23 protein-coding genes are annotated in these 20,079 nt (G+C 73.7%); 10 read left to right on the top strand and 13 right to left on the bottom strand.

Going from position 1 to position 20,079, the window contains the following annotated elements:
• Positions 1-92 precede the first annotated feature (92 nt).
• Positions 93-2,321, top strand: a complete 2,229-nt coding sequence (locus tag ABZS58_RS26760; RefSeq protein ID WP_354785946.1) for a tetratricopeptide repeat protein — start codon at positions 93-95, stop codon at positions 2,319-2,321.
• Here ABZS58_RS26760 and ABZS58_RS26755 read toward each other — a convergent pair.
• The 3 genes from ABZS58_RS26755 to ABZS58_RS26745 are packed head-to-tail and all read right to left on the bottom strand — an operon-like array spanning position 2,318 to position 4,696.
• Positions 2,318-3,526 carry a hypothetical protein gene (locus tag ABZS58_RS26755; RefSeq protein ID WP_354785945.1) on the bottom strand — a complete coding sequence of 403 codons (1,209 nt, stop codon included), beginning with the start codon at positions 3,524-3,526 and terminating at the stop codon, positions 2,318-2,320. The genes ABZS58_RS26760 and ABZS58_RS26755 overlap by 4 nt on opposite strands.
• Positions 3,519-4,052: a SigE family RNA polymerase sigma factor gene (locus tag ABZS58_RS26750; protein ID WP_354785944.1), complete on the bottom strand. Its 534-nt coding sequence runs from the start codon at positions 4,050-4,052 to the stop codon at positions 3,519-3,521. The genes ABZS58_RS26755 and ABZS58_RS26750 overlap by 8 nt, the downstream gene beginning before the upstream one ends.
• 23 nt (positions 4,053-4,075) lie before the next feature.
• Positions 4,076-4,696, bottom strand: a complete 621-nt coding sequence (locus ABZS58_RS26745; protein ID WP_354785943.1) for a hypothetical protein — start codon at positions 4,694-4,696, stop codon at positions 4,076-4,078.
• 353 nt (positions 4,697-5,049) lie between these two features.
• On the opposite strand from ABZS58_RS26745, the gene ABZS58_RS26740 reads away from it, so the two are divergent.
• Entirely contained in the window at positions 5,050-5,694 is a 645-nt protein-coding gene (locus tag ABZS58_RS26740; RefSeq protein ID WP_354785942.1) for a methyltransferase domain-containing protein, read from the top strand.
• Positions 5,695-5,767: 73 nt separating this feature from the next.
• On the opposite strand, the gene ABZS58_RS26735 is transcribed toward ABZS58_RS26740, so the two are convergent.
• The 6 genes from ABZS58_RS26735 to ABZS58_RS26710 form a co-directional block, all read right to left on the bottom strand.
• On the bottom strand, positions 5,768-6,328 hold the full coding sequence (locus ABZS58_RS26735) for a hypothetical protein (protein ID WP_354785941.1): 561 nt from the start codon (positions 6,326-6,328) through the stop codon (positions 5,768-5,770).
• Between the two features lie 23 nt (positions 6,329-6,351).
• Entirely contained in the window at positions 6,352-7,509 is a 1,158-nt protein-coding gene (locus ABZS58_RS26730) for a winged helix DNA-binding domain-containing protein (protein WP_354785940.1), read from the bottom strand.
• Positions 7,510-7,624: 115 nt separating this feature from the next.
• The gene (locus tag ABZS58_RS26725; RefSeq protein ID WP_354785939.1) at positions 7,625-8,305 is read right to left on the bottom strand and encodes a GPP34 family phosphoprotein; all 681 of its coding nucleotides are present in this window, start codon (positions 8,303-8,305) and stop codon (positions 7,625-7,627) included.
• A gap of 63 nt (positions 8,306-8,368) precedes the next feature.
• Complete coding sequence (locus ABZS58_RS26720) at positions 8,369-9,595, bottom strand: sugar efflux transporter (protein WP_354785938.1); 1,227 nt, start codon at positions 9,593-9,595, stop codon at positions 8,369-8,371.
• Positions 9,596-9,649: 54 nt separating this feature from the next.
• Positions 9,650-10,297 carry a response regulator transcription factor gene (locus ABZS58_RS26715; RefSeq protein WP_354785937.1) on the bottom strand — a complete coding sequence of 216 codons (648 nt, stop codon included), beginning with the start codon at positions 10,295-10,297 and terminating at the stop codon, positions 9,650-9,652.
• 14 nt (positions 10,298-10,311) lie between these two features.
• Positions 10,312-11,154, bottom strand: coding sequence for a histidine kinase (locus ABZS58_RS26710; protein WP_354785936.1), 843 nt, complete (start codon positions 11,152-11,154; stop codon positions 10,312-10,314).
• Between the two features lie 113 nt (positions 11,155-11,267).
• Here ABZS58_RS26710 and ABZS58_RS26705 point away from each other — a divergent pair, with 113 nt between their 5' ends.
• The 5 genes from ABZS58_RS26705 (at position 11,268) to ABZS58_RS26685 (ending at position 14,872) form a co-directional block, all read left to right on the top strand.
• Positions 11,268-11,975 carry an ATP-binding cassette domain-containing protein gene (locus ABZS58_RS26705; RefSeq protein ID WP_354785935.1) on the top strand — a complete coding sequence of 236 codons (708 nt, stop codon included), beginning with the start codon at positions 11,268-11,270 and terminating at the stop codon, positions 11,973-11,975.
• A complete protein-coding gene (locus tag ABZS58_RS26700) occupies positions 11,972-12,721 on the top strand; it encodes a hypothetical protein (RefSeq protein WP_354785934.1) in 750 nt (249 codons plus the stop codon). The genes ABZS58_RS26705 and ABZS58_RS26700 overlap by 4 nt, the downstream gene beginning before the upstream one ends.
• On the top strand, positions 12,718-13,248 hold the full coding sequence (locus ABZS58_RS26695; RefSeq protein WP_354785933.1) for a hypothetical protein: 531 nt from the start codon (positions 12,718-12,720) through the stop codon (positions 13,246-13,248). The genes ABZS58_RS26700 and ABZS58_RS26695 overlap by 4 nt, the downstream gene beginning before the upstream one ends.
• Positions 13,249-13,325: 77 nt before the next feature.
• Complete coding sequence (locus ABZS58_RS26690) at positions 13,326-13,736, top strand: YciI family protein (protein ID WP_354786029.1); 411 nt, start codon at positions 13,326-13,328, stop codon at positions 13,734-13,736.
• Entirely contained in the window at positions 13,733-14,872 is a 1,140-nt protein-coding gene (locus tag ABZS58_RS26685) for a DUF6596 domain-containing protein (protein ID WP_354785932.1), read from the top strand. The genes ABZS58_RS26690 and ABZS58_RS26685 overlap by 4 nt, the downstream gene beginning before the upstream one ends.
• Before the next feature lie 16 nt (positions 14,873-14,888).
• Here the strand turns inward: ABZS58_RS26685 and ABZS58_RS26680 are convergent, their stop codons facing one another.
• On the bottom strand, positions 14,889-15,023 hold the full coding sequence (locus ABZS58_RS26680; RefSeq protein WP_354785931.1) for a hypothetical protein: 135 nt from the start codon (positions 15,021-15,023) through the stop codon (positions 14,889-14,891).
• A 162-nt stretch (positions 15,024-15,185) separates the two neighbouring features.
• Entirely contained in the window at positions 15,186-15,737 is a 552-nt protein-coding gene (gene lepB, locus ABZS58_RS26675) for a signal peptidase I (RefSeq protein WP_354786028.1), read from the bottom strand.
• A 157-nt stretch (positions 15,738-15,894) separates the two neighbouring features.
• On the opposite strand from lepB, the gene ABZS58_RS26670 reads away from it, so the two are divergent.
• Entirely contained in the window at positions 15,895-16,923 is a 1,029-nt protein-coding gene (locus ABZS58_RS26670; RefSeq protein ID WP_354785930.1) for a DUF4331 family protein, read from the top strand.
• A 105-nt stretch (positions 16,924-17,028) separates the two neighbouring features.
• On the opposite strand, the gene ABZS58_RS26665 is transcribed toward ABZS58_RS26670, so the two are convergent.
• Entirely contained in the window at positions 17,029-17,484 is a 456-nt protein-coding gene (locus ABZS58_RS26665) for a TerB family tellurite resistance protein (protein WP_354785929.1), read from the bottom strand.
• Positions 17,485-17,571: 87 nt separating this feature from the next.
• On the opposite strand from ABZS58_RS26665, the gene ABZS58_RS26660 reads away from it, so the two are divergent.
• The gene (locus ABZS58_RS26660; RefSeq protein WP_354785928.1) at positions 17,572-18,372 is read left to right on the top strand and encodes a class I SAM-dependent methyltransferase; all 801 of its coding nucleotides are present in this window, start codon (positions 17,572-17,574) and stop codon (positions 18,370-18,372) included.
• Positions 18,373-18,582: 210 nt separating this feature from the next.
• On the opposite strand, the gene ABZS58_RS26655 is transcribed toward ABZS58_RS26660, so the two are convergent.
• Positions 18,583-18,978, bottom strand: coding sequence for an MmcQ/YjbR family DNA-binding protein (locus ABZS58_RS26655; RefSeq protein ID WP_354785927.1), 396 nt, complete (start codon positions 18,976-18,978; stop codon positions 18,583-18,585).
• A 57-nt stretch (positions 18,979-19,035) separates the two neighbouring features.
• Here ABZS58_RS26655 and ABZS58_RS26650 point away from each other — a divergent pair, with 57 nt between their 5' ends.
• Positions 19,036-20,061 (top strand): medium chain dehydrogenase/reductase family protein, encoded by a 1,026-nt coding sequence (locus ABZS58_RS26650; protein WP_354785926.1) that lies wholly within the window; start codon positions 19,036-19,038, stop codon positions 20,059-20,061.
• Positions 20,062-20,079 lie beyond the last annotated feature (18 nt).

The raw sequence follows: 20,079 nt of genomic DNA, 5'->3' as shown, positions 1-20,079 counted from the left end.
TGGGACACCGTGGGACACGCGCAACGCGGCTGACCTGTGCAAACGTGACCGTGATCCGGGGCCGTGGGGCGGGACGGGGTACGGTGTCGCACGTGTCGGGGCCGCGGGAACAGCTGGTGGGGCAGCTCGCCAGGATCAAGGACCTCAGCGGGCTCAGCCTGCGTGCCCTCGCGTCCAGGGCGAGCCTGAGCAGTTCGTCGCTGTCGCGGTACCTGTCGGGCCAGCTGGTCCCGCCGTGGGAAGCGGTCGTCGCGCTGTGCCGGGCCGTGGGACGCGACCCGCGGCCGCTGCGCGCGGTGTGGGCGGAGGCGTCGAAGGCGGGCGCCGCTCCCCCGCCGCGCCGCAACGACCTGCCCGCGGACCTGTTCGACTTCACCGGGCGCGAGGCGGAGTCCGCGCTCGTCGAGGAGCTGCTGCGCACCGCCGGGGCGGTCGCGATCGACGGCATGGGCGGCGTCGGCAAGACCAGCCTGGCCGTGCACGTCGCGCACCGCCTCGCTCCCGCGTATCCGGACGGCGGGCTGTATCTGGATCTGCACGGCTTCACGCCGGGCCACGAGCCGCTCGACGCGCCCGCGGCGCTGGGCCGGCTCCTCGCCGCGCTCGGCGTCGACCACCCGCCGGCCGGTGTCACCGAGCGGGCCGCCCTGTGGCGTTCGGAGCTGTCGCGGCGGCGGGCGCTCGTCGTGCTCGACAACGCCGTCGACGCGGAGCAGGTGCGACCGCTGCTGCCCGGAGCGGGCAGGTCCGCGGTCCTCGTCACCAGCCGCAACCGGCTCGTCACCCTCGACGGGGTGCCGCCGGTGTCCCTGGAACCCCTCGCCGCCGGCGACGCGGCGAGCCTGTTCGGGCGCGCGGCCGGGCTCACCACCACCGAGGACGCCATCGCCGTCGGGCAGGTGCTGCGGCAGTGCGGCGGGCTGCCGCTCGCGCTGCGGATGGCGGGCGCGCGGCTGCGGCACCGGCCCGGCTGGACCGTCGCGGTGCTCGCCGAGCGGCTGCGGGACACCACCGGCCGGTTCGACGCGGTGTTCGGCATGTCGCTGCAGCAGCTCGACCCGGCGCAGCGGCGCATGTTCCGGCTGCTCGGCGTGCTGCCCGGCGCCGACTTCGACGCGCCGGTCGCGGCCGCTCTCGCCGGCACGCGGGCGGGTGTCGGCGACGCGCTGGACGAGCTCGTCGACGCGCACCTGCTGCAGGAGCTCTCGCCGGGCCGGTTCCGGATGCACGACCTGATCCGTCAGTACGCCGCCGACCTCGCCGCCGACGAGGAGCCGCAGGCCGACGCGGCGCTGCGCCGGGTCCTGGAGCACTACCTGACGCAGGCCGTCGCGCACGACCGGACGCTGCCGTCGCCGCAGCGGCCGCGGCCGGAGCCGGGCGATCCGGCGAAGGCCATGGACTGGTTCGACCTCGAATACGTGAACCTGGTCGCCTGCGTCGACGCCGCCGTGCGGCTCGGCGCGGACGAGGTCGCCGCCGGGCTGCCGCAGGCGATGCGGGTCTGGTTCTTCCGGCACCGCGGCACCGACGACCAGGCCCGCCTCCTCGATGCCGCGGCGGCGGCCGCCGGGCGGCTCGGCCGCGGCCAGGAGCGGGCAGCGCTGCTGGCGGACCTCGGTTACGCCCGCGCCGCCGCCGGCCGCCCCACCGACGCCCTGGCCGCATACGAACAAGCCGAGCAGGGGGGCGCGGACGACGAGCTCACCGCAGGGCTGGCGCTGCGCATCGGCCTGGCCCGCCGCGACCTCGGCGACCTCCAGGAGGCGCAGGCCCAGTTCCGGCGGGCCCGGGAGCTGTTCGAGAAGCTCGGCCGGGCGCCCGGGCAGGCGCAGGCCCTCGCCTTCGACGGCTGGGTGACGCTACACCTCGGCAACCCCACCGAAGCCGTCGAGCTGGCCCAGGCGTCGATCGCGCTCGCCAACGGGCCGGCCAGGATCACCGGGCTCGTCACGCTCGGCGTCGCACTGACGACCCGCGAACCCGTGGAGGAGGCGCTGCGGCTGGCCGAGGAGCACAACCTGGCACACAACCAGGCGCTGTGCCACAACGCCCTCGGCGTCGTCCTGCGCCTCCAGGGCCGGCTCGACGAGGCCCTGGAGCATCACCGGCGCGCCTTCGAGCTGCTCGAACCCCTCGCCGAGGTGCAGCTGGAGATCGACTGCCTGCACGCGTACGCCGAGACGTGCCGCGCCGCCGGCCGCCGCGACGAGGCGCTGACCCTGCTCGACCGGACGATCGCCCTGGCGCAGGACCTGGACCGGCCGCACGACGAGCGGCTCGCGCGTGCGGCCCGCCAGGCCCTGCTGGAAACCGTCTAACGCTGGAAGTAGTCGCCGTTCCAGGTGTACCGCACCTGCCGCGTCGCCTCGCCCGGTCGGTAGACCAGCAGCGTGAGCAGGCCGTTCACGTGCGACCAGCCGGCCACGGTCGTACCCTCCGGCGGCCGGACGGCATCGATCGCACGCAGTGACCCGTCGAGCACCGCCACGAAGCCGTGGCCCGGGTCCTTGTCGGTGCGGCCACAGGTGATCGACACCAGCAGCCGCCGCGTTCCGTCACCGTCGAGGTCGACGAGGTGCTGCTCCGAGTCCGGCGCGGTCGGCTGGAACAGGTCCCAGGTCGTGCCGGCCGCGGTGGCGCGCTGCTCCGCGTCGAACCGCACCGGCTCCGGCGGCGCGGGGCAGCCGGTCAGCCCGGCGACCGGGCTCAGGTCGAGCGGCGTCACGATCCCCGGCAGGCCGGAGTCCACCTCGGTGAACGCCTGGCCGGTCCACCGGAACGCGCGGGCGGCGCCGAGCGCGTAGTCCCAGCCCGTGTGCCACGGCTTCACGTCGGTGACGAGCCGTCCGTTGTCGATCCAGCGGTCGGCGTAGATCGCGCCACGCGGACCGACCCACCCGACCGCGCGCAACGTCGCGCCGTCGCGGCGGACGACGAGCAGCTGTCCCTGCCCGTCGCCGGAGTCCTCCTCCGTCTGCCAGCAGGTGGCGTGCAGGACCGCTTCGGGCTGCCCGTCGGCGGTGAGATCGCCATACACCACCGGCCGCGGATCGACCGAGACCTTCGGCCATCCCGTCGCGGGACCCATGATCATGTCCGCCACCCCATTGAAGTCCTGCTTGCGGAGGGTGACCGGACCGGACGGGCAGCCCTGCTGCGCCGGCAGGGTGACCGTCGCGGTCGCCCAGTCAACCCCGGCCCAGTCCGCGGGCGCCTGTGGGGTCTGCCTGGCGTCGACCGGCCTGCTCGGTCTGGCGGCGGCGGATGGTGTACCGGTGTGCGACGGGCTGTCCGAGCCGCCCGGCAACGGCGGCGGTGTCTGCGACGCCCCGCCGTTCCAGATCAGGCCGCCGCCGACGAGGACGGCACCCACCACGGCCGCGGCGCCCAGGGCGGTAGCCGTCCGGCGGGTGCGCAGGCGGCGCTCGGCGCGGCGGCGCACCTGGGCGCCCGTGGGTGGCGCGACGGCGCTGCCGACGTCCGCTCGCAGCCGCGACAGTGCCTGGGTCAGGTCGTCAGTCACGGTGGGTCACCTCCTCGGTGGTGTGGGCCAGCTGGGCGGCGAGCGTCGCGCGCCCCCGGTGCAGCCACGACTTGACGGTGCCGACGGCGGCGTCCATCTCCCGCGCCACGTCGGCGACCGGCAGATCGATCAGGTGGTGCAGGACGACTGCCCGCCGCTGGTCGGCGGGCAGCAGGCGCAGCGCGGCGACGAGCGCGACGTGGTCGGGGCTCAGCGGCGGGACGTCGGTGGTGCGTTCCCGGCCGAGGTGCGCGCGGGCGACCCTGCTCCGCCGCCACCGGGACGTGGCGAGGTTGCCCGCGACCCTGCGGATCCAGGCGAGCGGGTCGTCGTAGCGGGACACGTCGCGCCAGCGTTGCCAGGCGCGGCAGAAGGCCTCCTGGGCGAGGTCCTGCGCTTCGGCGAGGTCGCCGGTGAGCGCGTACACCATGGCGACGACGTCGCCGTAGCGTGCGTCGTAGAGCGCGTCGAAGTCGGCCGCGGCCGGCGGCGGCCTGTCGGGGGCGCGGCGGTCGTACTCGGGCATGTCACGTCACACGCTATGCCCGTCTATCCGGTTGCGGCGGCCACCGCCGGCTTCGGGGGAACTGTCGCCGTCCGGACACTCAGCACCACGGTGGTCAGCAGGACGAGCTCGCCGAGGTTGCCGAGCCACGGGACCGCGAACCCCGCGGCCGCCGCCGCGAACATGGCGACCGCCCCGGCGAACAGCCACGGCCACCCGTCGCGCCGCCACAGCACGACGCCGACGCCGATGAGCACGAGGATCGCCACGATCGCCGGCACCGGCGGCCCGGCCGCATTGTCGTTGACGTAGCGCAGCGTGTCCGCGTACCGCTCGGGCACCGGCCGCAGCCGCACTATGTCGGTCCAGATCCCCAGCGCGACCAGCAGCCCGGCGAGCACCGTCAGCACCTTGCGCCCGCCGTGGGCGAGCCCGGCCCCGACGACGATGAGCAGCGGCGTGAACAGGGCATGCCCCACATACCGGCCCACGTTGAGCCCTTCGAGCGCGGCGCCCTCACCGACCAGCCGGCCTGCCGCGATCACGCCGTTGTCGTAGACGAGCGCCGCCGCGACGACCACGACGACCCAGGCCCGCAGCCGCACCGCGGCGATCCCGGCGCCGAGCGTGCCGGCCGCCAGCACCGCGTAGATCAGGGACACCATGACCGGCCCACCGTTTCACTGGTAGAAACATAGTTCCGCTCACGGCAACGTACGGCCCGCGCGGTCACCGGTCAATCACTCCTGCCGCCATCGTGGGCCGAGGGCGTCGACGTCATCTACCACGGCGCGGATCTGATGGATTACATCGACCGCGAGTCCGCCTTGGACGACGACCCCGACGGGGAGCCCGAGCCTTGGCGCTGGCGGGCGCCGGTGGTGGGATGCACAGGTAGGCGCACCGAACGTTCGTTGCGGATAGCACAGAGCGGTTCGCCGGCAAGGTTCTGGCCGTGCAGCCAGGCTATGTCCGGCGCGCACGCGCCTGTCGTTGGTGAGGCGACTATGGTTCGCCCGTGGATGCCAAAACTGACGAGTTGAGGGCTGCGCACGATGTGCTGGCGGAGTTCTATGCCGACCGGCTGGCCGGAGCCCTGGAGGGCATGCCCGTCGATCGGGCGGTGCTCAGCCTGTTCTGCGAGTTGACCCTCGCGGCGGATCTGGGCAGCAGCGTCGGGGACGTCGGTTGCGGGACGGGGCTGCTCGCGCCCTACCTGGCAGCCAAGGGTCTGTCCCCGCGCGGGGTCGATCTGTCGCCCGAGATGGTCCGGGTGGCGCAGCGTGACCATCCGGACTTCGCCTTCGACGTTGCCGACCTGCGAAGTCTGCCCTTCGAGGATGCCTCGTTGGCAGGGGTGGTCTGTTGGTACTCGCTGATCTTCCTCGCGCCTTCCGACAGAGCCGTCGCCTTCAGCGAACTCGCCCGCGTGGTCAAACCCGGAGGTTATCTGGTGACCGCGTTCAAGGCCGGTGACGGTAGTCTCCGGCGCGCTGGCCGCAGCGCCGGCCTCGGTGTCGAGTTCGATGCGTACTGGCTGTCGCCGCAAGAGATGGAGCAGCGGGTGACGGAGGCCGGCTTCGCGACGGTGTTCTGGGGCGGCCGGCCTGCTGAGGGACACGAATCTACGCCGCAAGGCTATTTGCTCGCTCGGAGGACGTGAAGCCGGCGTGGACGCTGTGGCCGCTGCGGCACGGATCAACGGGGAACGCGGAAGCCGGTCGCTGACCTCCCGTTCAGACGGACAGCCCGCAGCCCCGGCGCACCAGCTCGGACCAGGAGCTGCCGCCGACCTCGATCGCCGCCGTCACCGGGCGCCGCACACCGTCCGCGGTGACCGCCGACAGCCCGACCGGCAGCGGCCGGCTCCCGGCGTCCTCCGCGCACGTGATGGTGGCGCTCACCGTGAACCAGGCCCTCGCCCCCGGCGCGATCCGGTGCTCGCCCCAGACCATGACGTCGGCGACCACGCCTGCCCCGGCGACCTCGACCGCCCGCGGTCCGCCGTTGACGACGGCGACGCTGCCCTCGATGGTGACCCGCTCACCGTCGCCCGCGCCGGAATTGGCCCCGGCGACGGCGACGAACAGCGACACCGCGGCCGCCTGACGCTCCCGCTGCCGCGCGGCCTCCCACCGCTGCGCCACACCCGCGCCCACCGCGGCGGCCAGCAGGACGAGCACCACCACGCCGGGCAGCGGCACCGCGCGCCTCGCGGCCCGGCGCCACCGCAGCATGGCGCCCGGCCGGTCCTCACGCACGTCGTCGAGATCGATGACACCGGCCGGCTCGTCCACCGGCACACCGTATCGAAGCGGGTTCAGGCGCGCATGGCCGGTGAGTGGTACACCGACGGGACGCGGAAGCCGGCGCACCACTCCGTGAGCCGGGCGGCCTCGAGGTCCAGGGCGCGGCGGGCGGCGGGCGGCACGTCCTGCAGCAGGCGGACCTCGACGACGCCGGCCGGGTCCTGGACCCAGCAGCCGACGACGCGGCCGTCGACCCAGGCGGTCGTGCCGGCGTTGCCCCGCCGGTCGAAGACCTCCGCGCGGTGCGGAGCGAGGTAGAAGTCGCGGTGCTGCCAGCCCATCACGGTCGGATCGAGGACCGGGAGCAGCGCGGCCCACGGGCCCGGGTCGGGGACGTCGTCGAGGTCGTCCGGCAGGAGCCAGCCGGTGCCACCGCCGTCGAGGGACACGGCGACCGCGTCGAGGGAGGCGAGAGCGGCCCGCACGATCGCCTTGGTCGCGCCGAGCCACCAGACGAGGTCGTCCTCGGTGCCGGGACCGAACGTGACGAGCCAGCGCCGCACGATCTCCCGGTAGCCGTCCGCGGCCGTCCACCAGGCGGGCGGTTCGGGCAGCCACTGCCGCATGAGGGTCCACCGCGGGCGGGACACGTGCCAGCCGAACGTGTTCGTCCCGCGCACGACGTCGGCGGAGGCGCTGAGGTACGTGAGGACGCGCGACGCAGCCCGGGGGTCGGCGGTGGTGATCTCGAGCGTCGCGTCGATCATCGGCACCCCACGGCGGAGGTCGGTGGCCTGCAGGCCGCCGGGCGCGGCGTCGAGGGCGTCCAGGACGGCGGCGCGGGCCCGGTCGAGCCAGTCGCCGCCGTCGGTGCCGAGGCCGGCGGTGACGACGTCCTTGACGAGGCGGGTCCGCTCGTTGGCGGCGACCCGGGCCGACGCGCTCGGCCACACCGCCGGTAGCAGGTCCCGGGGAAACACGAAGAGTGTCCGGCGCATCGCGAGCTGTTTGACCAGCGTCCGGTCCTGATACAGCGAACGGTCCACGTCGGCGGGCAGCACCGACGCGGACCGGGCCTGACAGGACAGGTAGACGGTCGCCGGCTCGGTGGCGTGCAGGACCGTCATCGCCTCGGTGACGGCCTCGGGCGAGCCGACCCGGAACGCCGGAGCGAGCGCGTGCCGGACCGCCAGCCTGGCGCGGCGTTGATCGTCGGACACGTGGCGCATCCCGGACATGCTGCCACAGGGCGGCGGACCCAACGCCCGCCGCGGCGGCGCGGCACGACGGCGGACCAGGCATCCGTCGCCGGACGGAGCGGCTGCCGGAGCCGGGGTCAGGACGTCAGGTGCGGGCGGTGCCGAGGGCGGTCTGGATGGCCTGGACGAGGACGCTGACCACGAGGGCGACCGACGGCCGGATCGAGGACTCCTCCATGCTGACCGCACCGGTGAAGCCGGCGTTGTCGCTGATCTGCTGGAGACGGTCGTGGGCGGCGGCCGCGTCGGCGCCGCTGAGGCCGAGCGCGGGCTCCATCCGCACCGCCGCGACCAGCGCCGCGAGCGCCGCGGTGCGCTCGTCGGGGATGTCGTCGCCGGTCAGCGCGCGGCCGAGGCGGGCGCGCAGCTCGATCTCGACCGTCGCGTCGGCGGTCGGATACCGGTGGATGTGGATGAAGCCGAGCGTCGTCTCGTCGATGTCCACGAGAATCCCGCGACCGCACAGGTCGGCGAGGACCCGGTCGCGCAGCCCGTGCCGGAGCCGCTGCAGCCACGACGACGGCGTGTGCGGCGTGTCGGCGACGACGCGCGCGAGCACCTCGTCGGCGATCGGCTCGCCGGTCGGCGTGTCCTTGACGACCACGATCATCCCGCCGGCATACGCCAGCCGTCCGGCGAGCGCCAGATCGACCAGGACCCCGGCGGCCATGCCCAGGTCAAGGCCGATGTGGGAGCCGGTGGCCTTCCCGGTGTCGTCATCGTAGGCGAGCAGCAGCAGCTCCTCCGCCAGTGCAACGGAACTCATGGCTCGGAACGGTAGCGCGCGTGCGCTCGTCCCGCATTACCGTGTCGGTCAGCTTGCACGGCGCTAGGGTCGGACGCGGGCTCGGGCCCGGGCGCCGGTGGCGAGCAGGAGCAGGAGGCCGGCCGCGCAGAGGGCGGCCCCCATGCCGTAGGCGGACCGGTAGCCGAAGTGCGCGGCCACGCCGAACAGCGGGCCCGCGATGATCGCACCGATCGGGAACGTGTTGGTGTAGAGCGTCGTGGCCCGGCCCGGCTCGCCGGGCAGCAGGTCCTGCACGTAGGTGATGGCGACGCCGGAGATCGCGGCGATGAACAGCGCGTTGACGATCTGGGCGGAGGCCAGGACCCAGATGTTCGGCGCGACGAAGGCGATCGCATAGTAGGCGACCCCGCACGCTGCGCCGATGAGGATCAGCGGCCGCAGCGGGAACCGGGTCGTCAGCGCGCCGAGGCCGAGCATCAGCGGGATCTCCAGGGCGGCGCAGAGACCGAGGATGAGGCCCGCGTTGGAGGCGTCGCTGTGCAGGTCCTGATCGACGAACAGCGGCAGCGCCTGGACACCCAGCGTCATCGGCACCTGTACCAGCACGAACGCGACGATCGTGAGCGGCAGCACCCACCGGTGCGGCGGCGGCTGGGCCGGCACCGCCGGGACGTCCTGCGACGCCGCGGGCACGTCCGTGACCGTGGCGGGAGCGTCGATGTCGTCGAGCCAGACCACCGCGATCAGCGCCGCGACGGCGTACGTGACGGCGGCCAGGCCGTACACGAGACGGAACCCACCGACGTCGAGCAGCACCGCGGCGAGCGCGGGGCCACCGACCCACGCGAGGGAGAAGACGGTCCGCATGGCGCTGATACCCATGGCCGCGCGGCCGGGGTTGTCGCGTTCGAGGATCTGCCGCGCGTACGCGAAGGACTGCGGAAACAGGCAGCCGGCGACCGCGTACGCGGGGACGGACACGGCGAGCAGCACCCAGTAGTCGCGGACGAACATCGCCACCAGGCTGCCCGCGATGCCGGCGACCGCACCGGCGATGAGGAGCTTGCGGCGGATCGGCCACCGGTCCGACGCCCGGCCGATCAGCGAGGCCACGAGCACGCCGCTGAGCGGCGAGGCGATGAGGAAGACGGTGACCTGGACCGGGCTCGCGTGCACGGCGGTGCTGAGGAACAGCGCCATGAACGGGAAGACGACCGCGACGGAGATGCCGACGGCGAGGAACATCAGCCCGAGCGGCAGCAGGGCAGGACTGAGCGGCCGCTGACGCGGCGGAGCGGCCAGGGTCATGGCGGCACTGTACCGCTATAGATCCCGGTCGCGCGACCCGGTTTCACGCGTCTTTCACGAGCGGGGCCGCACGAGACCGGCATCGAACGCGGCGATCACCAACTGGGCCCTGTCCCGCGCCGCGAGCTTGGCCAGCAGATGCGTGATGTGCGACTTCACCGTCTTCACGGAGATCATCAACGCGGTCGCGATCTCGTCGTTGGACAGGCCGCCGCCGATCAGGGTCAGCACCTCCACCTCCCGGCCGGTGAGCCGCCGCAGCGCCGCCGTCGGCCGGTCCGGGCGGGGCGCGGCGACGTAGTGCGCGACGAGCCGGGTGAGGATCGACGGCGCGAAGAGCGACTCGCCGCGGTGCGTGCGGCGGATGGCCTCGAGCAGTTCCGCGGGGCGGGCGTCCTTGAGCAGGAAGCCGGACGCGCCCGCGTGCAACGCCTCGTAGACGTACTCGTCGAGCTCGAACATGCTGAGCACCAGCACCCGCGCGGCGGCCAGCGCCGGGTCGGCGCAGATGCGGCGGGTCGCCTCGAGGCCGTCCAGGCGCGGCATCCGCACGTCCATCAGGATCACGTCGGGGCGGGCCGGCCTCGCCTGCCGCACGGCGTCGGCGCCGTCGCCGGCCTCCGCGACGACCAGCAGGTCCGGCTCGTTGTTGATGATCATCGCGAGGCTGTGCCTGAGCAGCGGCTGGTCGTCTACCAGCATGACCCTGACGGCGTTCACGCGGCGTGGTCCGGAATGCGTGCGGTCACCCGGAAGCCCCCGCCGACCGGTCCGGCGGTCAGGGTGCCGTCGAGGCTGGTGATCCGCTCCCGCAGGCCGACCAGGCCGTGCCCGGCACCCGGCGACGGCCGCCAGCCGTCCTGCGGCGGTCCCGGGTCCACCACCGCCACCACCACGGACCGCCCGTCCCGGCGGACCGTCACCTGGACGTCGGTCGGGCCCGCATACCGGGCGGCGTTGCTCAGCGCCTCCCGGACGGTCTTGCACACGGCGACCTGCACGCCCTGCGACACCTCGCCGAGGTGCGGGTCGACGGTGAGCCGGGTCCGCAGCCCGGCCACCGCCGCGCCGGCCACGATCGCCGGCAGGTCGTCGAGGCCGTCCAGCGGCGCCCGGGCGGTCGGCGAGCGCAGCACCGTCAGCATCCGGCGCAGCTCCGCGGTCGCGTGCCGGCTCGCGTCCTCGATGTCGGTCAGCGCCGCCTCGACCTCGGCGGGCTTCGGCAGGTGCCGGGTCGACGCCGCACGTACCGTGATCAGCCCGAGCCCGTGGGAGACGATGTCGTGCAGGTCGCCGGCGATCCGCAGCCGCTCGGCGAGCACCGCCTCCGCCGCCGCCCACGCGGTGAGGCGCGACTCGTACGCGGCGCGGTCGGCCCGCGAGCGGCGCACGGCCCACAGGGCGGCCGTGACGGCGCAGGCGACCATGACCCACGGCAGCACGACCGAGCCGGGGCCGTCCCCGCCGACCGTGCACATCACGGCGAGCAGGACCACACCCACGACGACGAGCACCGGCAGGGCGCTGGGGCGTCCCGACGGACGCGGATGGGCGTTCATCACGCCGACTGTAGTTCTCGGACCAGGGTCTGACGGCCCACGGTCGCAGGCCGCCCCGACGATCGGAGTCCGGGCCGATGCCGGGGACACACGGGCGCCGGTTGACTCGTCCTATGATCACGATCGATCGCGTCAGCAAACGCAAGGGCAGGACGCGGATCCTGCACGACGTCACGTTCGAGGCCCGGCCCGGCCGGGTCACCGGGTTCCTCGGGCAGAACGGCGCCGGCAAGACGTCGACGCTGCGCATTCTGCTCGGCCTGGACCGGCCCGAGCACGGCACCGCGCTCGTCTGCGGGCGGCCCTACCGCGACCTGGACCGCCCCCTCACGACCGTCGGTGCGCTGCTGGACGGCAGCGGCGCGCACCGCGCCCGCACGGCCCGCGCCCACCTGCGCTGGGTCGCGGCCAGCAACGGCCTGCCGGGCTCCCGTGTCGCGGAGGTCCTGGAGACCGTCGGCCTGACCGGCGAGGGCCGCAAGCGCGCCGGCCGCTACTCCCTCGGCATGAGCCGCCGGCTCGGCCTGGCCACCGCGCTGCTCGGCGACCCGGCGGTGCTCGTCCTCGACGAGCCCGTCAACGGCCTCGACCCCGCCGGGATCCGCTGGACACGGCAGTTCCTGCGGGACCAGGCCGCGCAGGGGCGCACGGTCCTGCTGTCCAGCCATCTGATGGGCGAGCTGGCCGAGACCGCCGACGACGTCGTCGTCATCCACCATGGCCGGATCGTGGCCCAGGGCGGGCTCGCCGAGGTCACCGGTGAGCACGCCACCCTGGAGGACGCGTTCTTCGCCCTCACCGCCGGCGGTGCGTCGTGGTGACCGGCGTGCACGCCGAGCTCCGCAAGCTGCTCGGCCTGCCGACCGCCTGGATCGGCATCGTCCTGGGTACCCTGCTCGCCCCGGTCGTCGTGCTGCTGAACGCGCCGTACATCCGCCGCGGCATCGACGACGGCACCATCACCGACACGTCGGACCTGGGCCTGCAGGACCTGGGCGTCGGCCTCATCGGCCCGATGGTCCTCGGCGTCGTCGTCATCAGCAGCGAGTACACCAACACCGGCCACGACGCGCCGCGCGCCCGGCAGCTGACCGCGACCCTCACCGCGATGCCCGGCCGGCTGCGCCTGCTCGCCGCGAAGACCGCTGCCCTCGCGCTGGTCGCCGCGGTCCAGGCCACGGTCACCGCCACGGCCGCCCTCACCCTCACCGAGGTCCTGCACGGCGACCGCGTGTCGGCACCGGCGCCCGGGCGGGTCGCCGCCGCGGTCCTGTACTGGACGCTGATCGCCCTGCTCGCGTTCGCCGTCACGCTCATCACCCGCAACGGCGTCGTGCCGCTCACGTTCCTCATCGTGAACAGCACGGTGGTGTCCGTGTCGTACCTGCTGACGAAGGTCACCGACGCGGCCGCGTACCTGCCGGACATCGTCGGCGCGCAGATGTTCCTGCACACGCCGGACTTCCCGGTCCGCATCGCCCCGGTCACCGCCGGCCTGGTGATGACCGCGTGGATCGCCGCGCTGCTCGCGGTGGGTGCGGTCCTGTTCCAGCGGCGCGACGCGTGACGCTCCTGCACGCCGAGCTGCGCAAGCTGGTGACCTTGCCGTCGCTGCGGCTGACGGCCCTGCTGACCCTGCTTGCCTCGCTGCTGCTGATGTACCTGGAGGCCCCGCGACCGCTCCGATACGTCCAGGCCGGATTCCTGGTCCTCGGCGTCCTCGCCGCGGCGTCCGAGCACCAGGGCGGCGACCAGATCCGCGCGACGCTGCTCGCCATGCCGCGCCGCCTCCGCCTGTACGCGGCGAAGGTCGCCGCCCTCGCCGTGGTGGCGGCACCGGTGGCGCTCCTGGCCTCCGCTCCCGACGCCGGCTACCTGGTCCTCACCGCCCTGCTCGGCGGTGCCGCCGGCACCCTGATCCGCCGCGCGGAGGCGGCCGCCGTGCTGGTCCTCGTCGTGTACTTCATCGTGTGCCCCCTCCTGCGCGGCAGGTTCTCCTACCCGCCCGACCATGCCGCTTCCGGCGCGCCGGCCGTGTGGGCGGCGGGTGCCGTCACCCTCGCGGGGTACGTGTTCCACCGGCGCGACGCATAAAGTTCGGCGAACCTGTCGAGAATGTGGTGTCGGCTCCGTCCCAGAGGGACAACACGGTCACGACACCGAAGGAGCACATCGTGAAGTACCTGCTGCTGAAGCACTACCGTGGCGGTCCCACCCCGGTCGAGGACTACCCGCCGATGGACCAGTGGGCACCTGACGAGGTCGACGCGCACATCCAGTACATGCGCGACTTCGCGAACAAGCTGCAGCAGTCCGGCGAGTTCGTCGACGAGCGGGCCCTGACCGCCGAGGGCGCCTTCGTCCGCCACGACGGGGAGGGCCGCCCGCCGGTGACCGACGGGCCGTTCGCCGAGACGAAGGACCTCATCGCCGGCTGGATGATCATCGACGTGGCGTCGTGGGACCGGGCGGTCGAGCTGGCCGGCGAGCTGTCGGCCGCGCCCGGGCACCGTGGCCGGCCGGTGCGCGAGTGGCTCGAGGTCCGGCCGCTGTTCTCCGAGTCCTTCAACGCCACCGAGTGAACGAGTCGCTGCTGCGGGAGCTCGTGCCCGCGGTCATCGGGGTCCTCGTCCGGCGCGGAGCGGATTTCGCGTCGGCCGAGGACGCCGTGCAGGAGGCCCTGATCCGCGCCCTGCGGGTGTGGCCGGACGACCCGCCCCGCGACCCGAAGGCGTGGCTCGTCGCGGCCGCCTGGCATAAGTTCGTCGACGCCGCCCGCGCCGAGGCGTCCCGCCGCGGCCGGGAGGTCGCCGTGCAGGTCGAGCCGCCCGCGGGACCCGCGCCCGAGACCGACGACACGCTGCGGCTCTACTTCCTGTGCGCGCACCCCGCCCTGGCGCCCGCGTCGGCGGTCGCGCTCACGCTGCGCGCGGTCGGCGGGCTGACCACGCGGCAGATCGCGTCCGCCTACCTCGTCCCGGAGGCGACCATGGCGCAGCGGATCAGCCGCGCGAAGCGCCGCATCGACGGCGAGCCGCTCGACCGTCCCGGCGACCTCGCGACGGTGCTGCGCGTGCTGTACCTCGTGTTCAACGAGGGCTACAGCGGCGACGTCGACCTGGCCGCCGAGGCGATCCGGCTCACCCGCCAGCTGGCCGCCCTCACCGACGCTCCCGAGGTCGCCGGGCTGCTCGCGCTCATGCTGCTGCACCACGCCCGGCGCGCCTCACGGACCGGGCCGGGCGGCCGCCTGGTGCCGCTCGGCTCGCAGGACCGGACCCTCTGGGACACCGCCCTGATCGCCGAGGGCGTCGCGATCCTGCAGGCGGCGCTGGCCCGCGACCAGCTCGGCCAATACCAGGCGCAGGCCGCGATCGCCGCCCTGCACGCCGACGCCCGCACGCCGGAGTCGACCGACTGGGTCCAGATCGTCGAGTGGTACGACGAACTGCTCCCCCTCAGCGGCGACAGTCCCGTGGTGCGGCTCAACCGGGCGGTCGCGGTCGGCGAGGCCGACGGCCCCCGCGCCGGCCTCGCCGCGCTGTCCCACGTGGACCCGGACGTCCCCCGCCACGCCGCTGCGGCGGCGTACCTGCACGAACGCGCCGGCGACGCCGAACGGGCGGCCGAGCTGTACGCCGCGGCCGCCCGCCTCGCGACCAGCGTGCCGGAACGCGACCACCTCACCAGGGAGGCCGCCCGCGTCCGGCACCCCTGACCGCCGGCGATCCCTGTCAGTTGGCGATCACGAAGTGGAAGTCCTGCGTCGACACCTTGCCGTACGCGTGGGCGGGGCCGGCGCCGAGCAGGACCGACGCGGCCGCCGCCGCGAGTGCGACAGCTGCGATGCGGGCAAATTTGCGATGCATGGTTCGCTCCTCAGGTTGATCCGATGGTTCGGCCCGCCACGCTAGAAGCCCGACGGGCCGCCGCCACCCCTGCTGATCAACATCCGACTCCAGGCGTTGCCGCGCAACCACACCGGCGCCTCACGAGTCCCGCCGCGACCGACGGCCGGCCCTGACCAAACGTCAGTGGGCGTTCGGTACACCGGCGAACGTCGAAGGGACGGAGAGGCTGTGCCATCTGGGCAGCGGCCAGATGGTGACGAAGGCGCGGCCCACCACGCGGTCGACGGGGACGGTGCCGCTGGCTGCGGGCAGGTGGGCGCGGGAGTCGGCGGAGGCGCTGCGGTGGTCGCCCATGACGAAGAGGCGGCCGGCGGCGACCGTCACGTCGAACGGGGTCGTGGAAGGCGCATCGCCGGGGTAGAGGTAGTCCTCGTCGAGGGCGGTGCCGTTGACGGTGATGCGGTGCTGGTCGTCGCAGCAGATGACGCGGTCGCCGGCGACGCCGATGACGCGTTTGATGTAGTCCTCGTCGGTGCCCGCGGACCATTCGGCGGGCGGGCGGAAGACGATGATCTCACCGCGGGCCGGGTCGCGGAAGCGGTAGAGCACCTTGTTGACGATGACCTTGTCGTCGATGACCAGCGTCTGCTCCATCGAGCCCGACGGGATGAAGAACGTCTGGATCAGATACGTCCTCACGACGATCGCGATCAGCGCCGCCACCACGAGCATGATGATGTTCGACGTCCAGCGCGACCGCCCGCTCTTCACATTCCCCGTCGCAGGCACGCGCGCAGCGTACATCGTCGATGCCAGTAGATGGTGTAGAGCCTGCGGGCGCGGGCATCTGACGGGGTCCCACAAAGAGCCCGGAAAGGGAGCGATCGCGATGTCGCACCACCTCGACTCCCCCGCCGCCAGGCGAGACGTCCGCCTGGACATCAGCGACCTGTACGTCTTCCGCGGCGAGCGCGGCACCGTGTTCGTCATGAACGTCAACCACTCGATCGCCACGGAGGTCACCGGCCACCGGGTGCCGGCGGGGTTCCACCCGGACGCGCAGTACGAGTTCAAGGTGGACACCAACGGCGACGCGATCGAGGACCTCACCTTCCGGTTCACCTTCGACGGTCCGGCGCTGCGGTTGCACGGGCTCGCCGGTACGCACGCCACGCACCCCGAGGCGCGCGGGACGCTGCTGGCCGAGGGCGACGTCGGCACGACCGTCGAGGGTCCCGACGGGCTGCGGTTGTGGACGGGCAGGGCGGGCGACCCGTTCTGGATCGAGCCCGGCGTCCTGCACGCGGTCGGCCACGCCCTGACCGACGGCACCCGCGCCGACCTGCCGAGCACGGCGCGGGCGCAGAACCTGTTCGCCGGTCACACGGTGTACAGCATCGTGCTCGAGCTGCCGGACCGGCAGCTGCCGTATCCGCACAGCGTGAACGTCTGGGCCCGGACGAACCTCGCGACCGACGCCGGCGGCTGGCGGCAGGTCAACCGCGCGGGTCACCCGATGATCCATCCGCTGTTCACCCAGTTCCACGAGGACCTGGGCGACGAGCTCAACGCGACCGAGCCGGCGGACGACGCCGCCAACTACGGCAAGCTGTTCGCCGACACGGTGGCGGCGGTCGTCGCGGCCTACGGCACGGCGACGGATCCGGGCGCATACGGGGCGTCCGTCGCGGCGCGGCTGCTGCCCGATGTGCTGCCGTACACGGTGGGGACGCCGGCGGTGTACGGCTTCAACGGGTTCAACGGCCGGTCGCTGACCGACAACGCGCCGGACGTCATGTTCTCCCTCGCCACCAACACTCCGGTGACGATCGGCCTGGGCAGTGACTCGGTCACCAGCCCACCGAGGCAGCAGTTCCCCTACGTGCCGCAGGACGGCGGTCCGACCGCCACCGGGTAGGGCAGCCGGGGCCGGCCGCGAACGCGGCCCGCGCTCTCCAGGAGCCGTCCACGACGGCATCAGCCCCGCCGACGCTCGTCGACGGGGCGCTCGCGCGGGGGCGGCCTACAGGTCGAACTCGCCGGGCGCGATGCCGACGGCGAAGCACGCCTCCCGGACGGCCTTCTTCTCGTTGTCGTCGAAGTTGCCGTCCGCGCCGCCGATGATGATGCCGATCTGGATCACCGCGCGGGCGTGGTCGGGCTTTGACTTGATCTTCGCGATCGTGGCGATCGCCTCGACCTTGCCGAACTCGAAGTCGCGGATCAGCCGGTCGGCGTAGAAGGCGAACTTCTGCCGCAGCTCGTCGGGCGGGAAGATGGACAGGATGTCGTTGCTCGTGATCACACCCTCGGTCCGCTGTCGCTCGGCCGGGTCGATGCTGCCGTCGGCCGCGGCGATGAGCGCGCACATCGCCATGCTCGCGTTGGCGAACTCCTTGCTCTTGAACTGGCCGGCCCGGGTCTTGAGCTGGCCGCTCATCTCCTGTGTCCGGCTTTTGAGCTGGTCGAAAAAGCCCATGTCACTCCCCCATCACGTCGGAGGACGCCCGATCCCCACCAGGGCGACCCGCCTTGCAAGCCTACCCACGCCGCCTGGACATCAGCTGTGAACGCGCTGCCCGAGGGCCTGGCCCGGACCGCCCGCGGGTGGGATGAGGCGGCCGAGGGATACGAGGCGTACTACGTCCCGCGGTTCGCCCCGTGGGTCGCGACGGCCGTGGCCGCGGTTACGGGTGTGCCGTTGCCGGACGGGCCGGTGCTGGTGCCGTGCTGCGGCACGTTCCCGGAGCTGGACGCGCTCGCCGCCGCCCTGCCCGGCCGCGGCCTCACCGGCATCGACCTGTCCGCGGGCATGGTCGGCCTGGCGCACGGGCGCGCCGCCGGCCGGCCCGGGGTGACCGTCGAGCAGGGCGACGCGTCGACCCTCGACCCACGCTGGACGGGCCGGTGCGCGGCGGTCGTGTCCGTGTTCGGCCTGCAGCAGCTCCCCGAGCCCGACGCCGCCGTCGCGTCCTGGGCGGCGGCGCTGCGCCCGGGTGGCGTGCTGTCGGTCGTGTTCTGGCCGCGGCACACCGAGGACGAGGGGCCGTTCGCGCTGATCAGCTCGCTCGTGCCGGGCGGCGGCGACGACACCTGGCAGGACCGGCTCGCCCCGGCGCTGGCGGCCGCCGACGCCGTCGTCGAGCGGGACGAGCCGCTGGCTCACCCGATGTCCCACCCGGACGCGGCCACCTTCTTCGACGCCCACACCCGTGACGGGCCGATGCGGCCCCTGGCCACCGCCCGCGGCGAGGCGTTCACCGCGCGGCTGCGGGCCGAGTTCGTGCGCCGCTCCCCCAGCGGCGAGGTGCGGCACCGGCCGAGCGCCCGGCACCTGGTCGCCCGCCGCACCGACCGACCCGCCTGAGGATCTCCACAGTGGACGAACGGGGGCGTCGCACGGCACGGCCCGGCCGGTCCCGGCGAGGACCTCTACGTCGCGGTCGACCTGGACTTTCCCTCCACGGACGCCGCCGAGGCGTTCCTGCGGTTCCTGCGGACGACCGTGTGGTCCAGCCCGCGGAACGCGCCGGCGCTGGCGGGCGCCCCGAGCACCCGCATCTTCGAGACTGCCTGATCAGGCCCGGGCGTCGAGGGCGGCGACCCTGCGCTTGCCGGCGGTCCGGCGGTAACCTGCGTCGAGGAGCTCGCCGATCTCGTCCCAGTCGGTGTCGCCGCCGAGGTCGACCCCGATCCAGCCGCTCGGGCCGAGATACGCCGGGACATAACCGCGGGCGTCCTCCAGCAGCGCCTCCCGCTCGGCCGGGTCGACCAGCACGACGACCGAGTGCTCGTGCTGCTGGTAGACGCCGTCGACCTTGACGGACCCGCCGTAATACGCGAAGACCTTCGTCGTGTGGAACGCCGGGCGCCCGTGGGAGATCTTCTCCGCGGCGTCCGGCAGCGCGAGCGCCAGCGTCCGCACCCGGGCCAGGAACGGGTCGGCGTCGTCGAACATGATGGGATGTGCCACCCCTGCACCATAGCGGCGCTCCACCGCCTCCCGGCCCGAACGCATTAGAGTCGGTGCATGCGAGCGGTTTGGATCACCAGGGCGGGCGGGCCGGAGGTCCTCGAGGTGCGCACGACGCCCGACCCGGCACCCGGGCCGGGCGAGGCCCGCATCCGGGTGCACGCCGCCGGGCTCAACTTCGCCGAGGTCATGGCGCGGCAGGGCCTGTATCCCGACGCCCCGAAGCTGCCGTGCGTGGTCGGCTACGAGGTCGCGGGCGTCGTCGACGCGCTCGGCGCCGGCGTCACCGGCCCGGCGGTCGGCACGCGGGTGCTCGCGCTCGTGCGCTTCGGCGGCCACGCCGAGCTGGTGTGCGCGCCCGTGGCGCAGGTCGTCGAGCTGCCCGACGGGCTCGGCTTCGAGCAGGCCGCCGCCATCCCGCTCAACTATCTCACCGCGTATCACATGCTCTTCCGCGTGGCGAACCTCCGCGCCGGCCAGCGGGTCCTCGTGCACATGGCGGCCGGCGGGGTCGGGCTCGCGGTGCTGCAGCTGTGCCGCACGGTCCCCGACGTGGTGACCTTCGGGACCGCGTCGGCCGCCAAGCACGACGTGCTCCGCGAGTTCGGCTGCACCCATCCCGTCGACTACCGCACGGAGGACTACGCCGCCCGGGTCCGCGCGCTCACCGACGGGGAGGGCGTCGACCTCGTCCTCGATCCGCTCGGCGGGCGGGACTGGAAACGCGGCCTGCGGCTGCTGCGCCCGGTCGGGCAGCTCATCGCGTACGGCTTCGCGAACCTCGCCGGCGGCGAGCGGCGCAGCGTCGTCCGGCTCGCCCGGCAGGCGTCCGGCGTGCCGCTGCTCACGCCGCTCGGCCTGATGAACGACAACCGCACCGTCAGCGGCGTCAACCTCGGCCACCTGTGGGGCCGCCCCGACCTGCTCCGCGAGGAGCTGACGGCGCTCATGGCCCTGTGGCACTCCGGTGACATCAGCCCCCGCATCGACGGCGTGTACCCGTTCGACCGCGCCGCCGACGCCCACCGCCGCCTCGGCGAACGGCAGAACGTCGGCAAGGTGCTGCTGGTGCCCGCCGCCTGACGCCCGTGCGCCGCGGAC

It is taken from the genome of Dactylosporangium sp. NPDC005555 (assembly GCF_040605635.1).
Classification (GTDB): domain Bacteria; phylum Actinomycetota; class Actinomycetes; order Mycobacteriales; family Micromonosporaceae; genus Dactylosporangium.
This window is presented reverse-complemented; position numbering and strand designations above follow the sequence as displayed.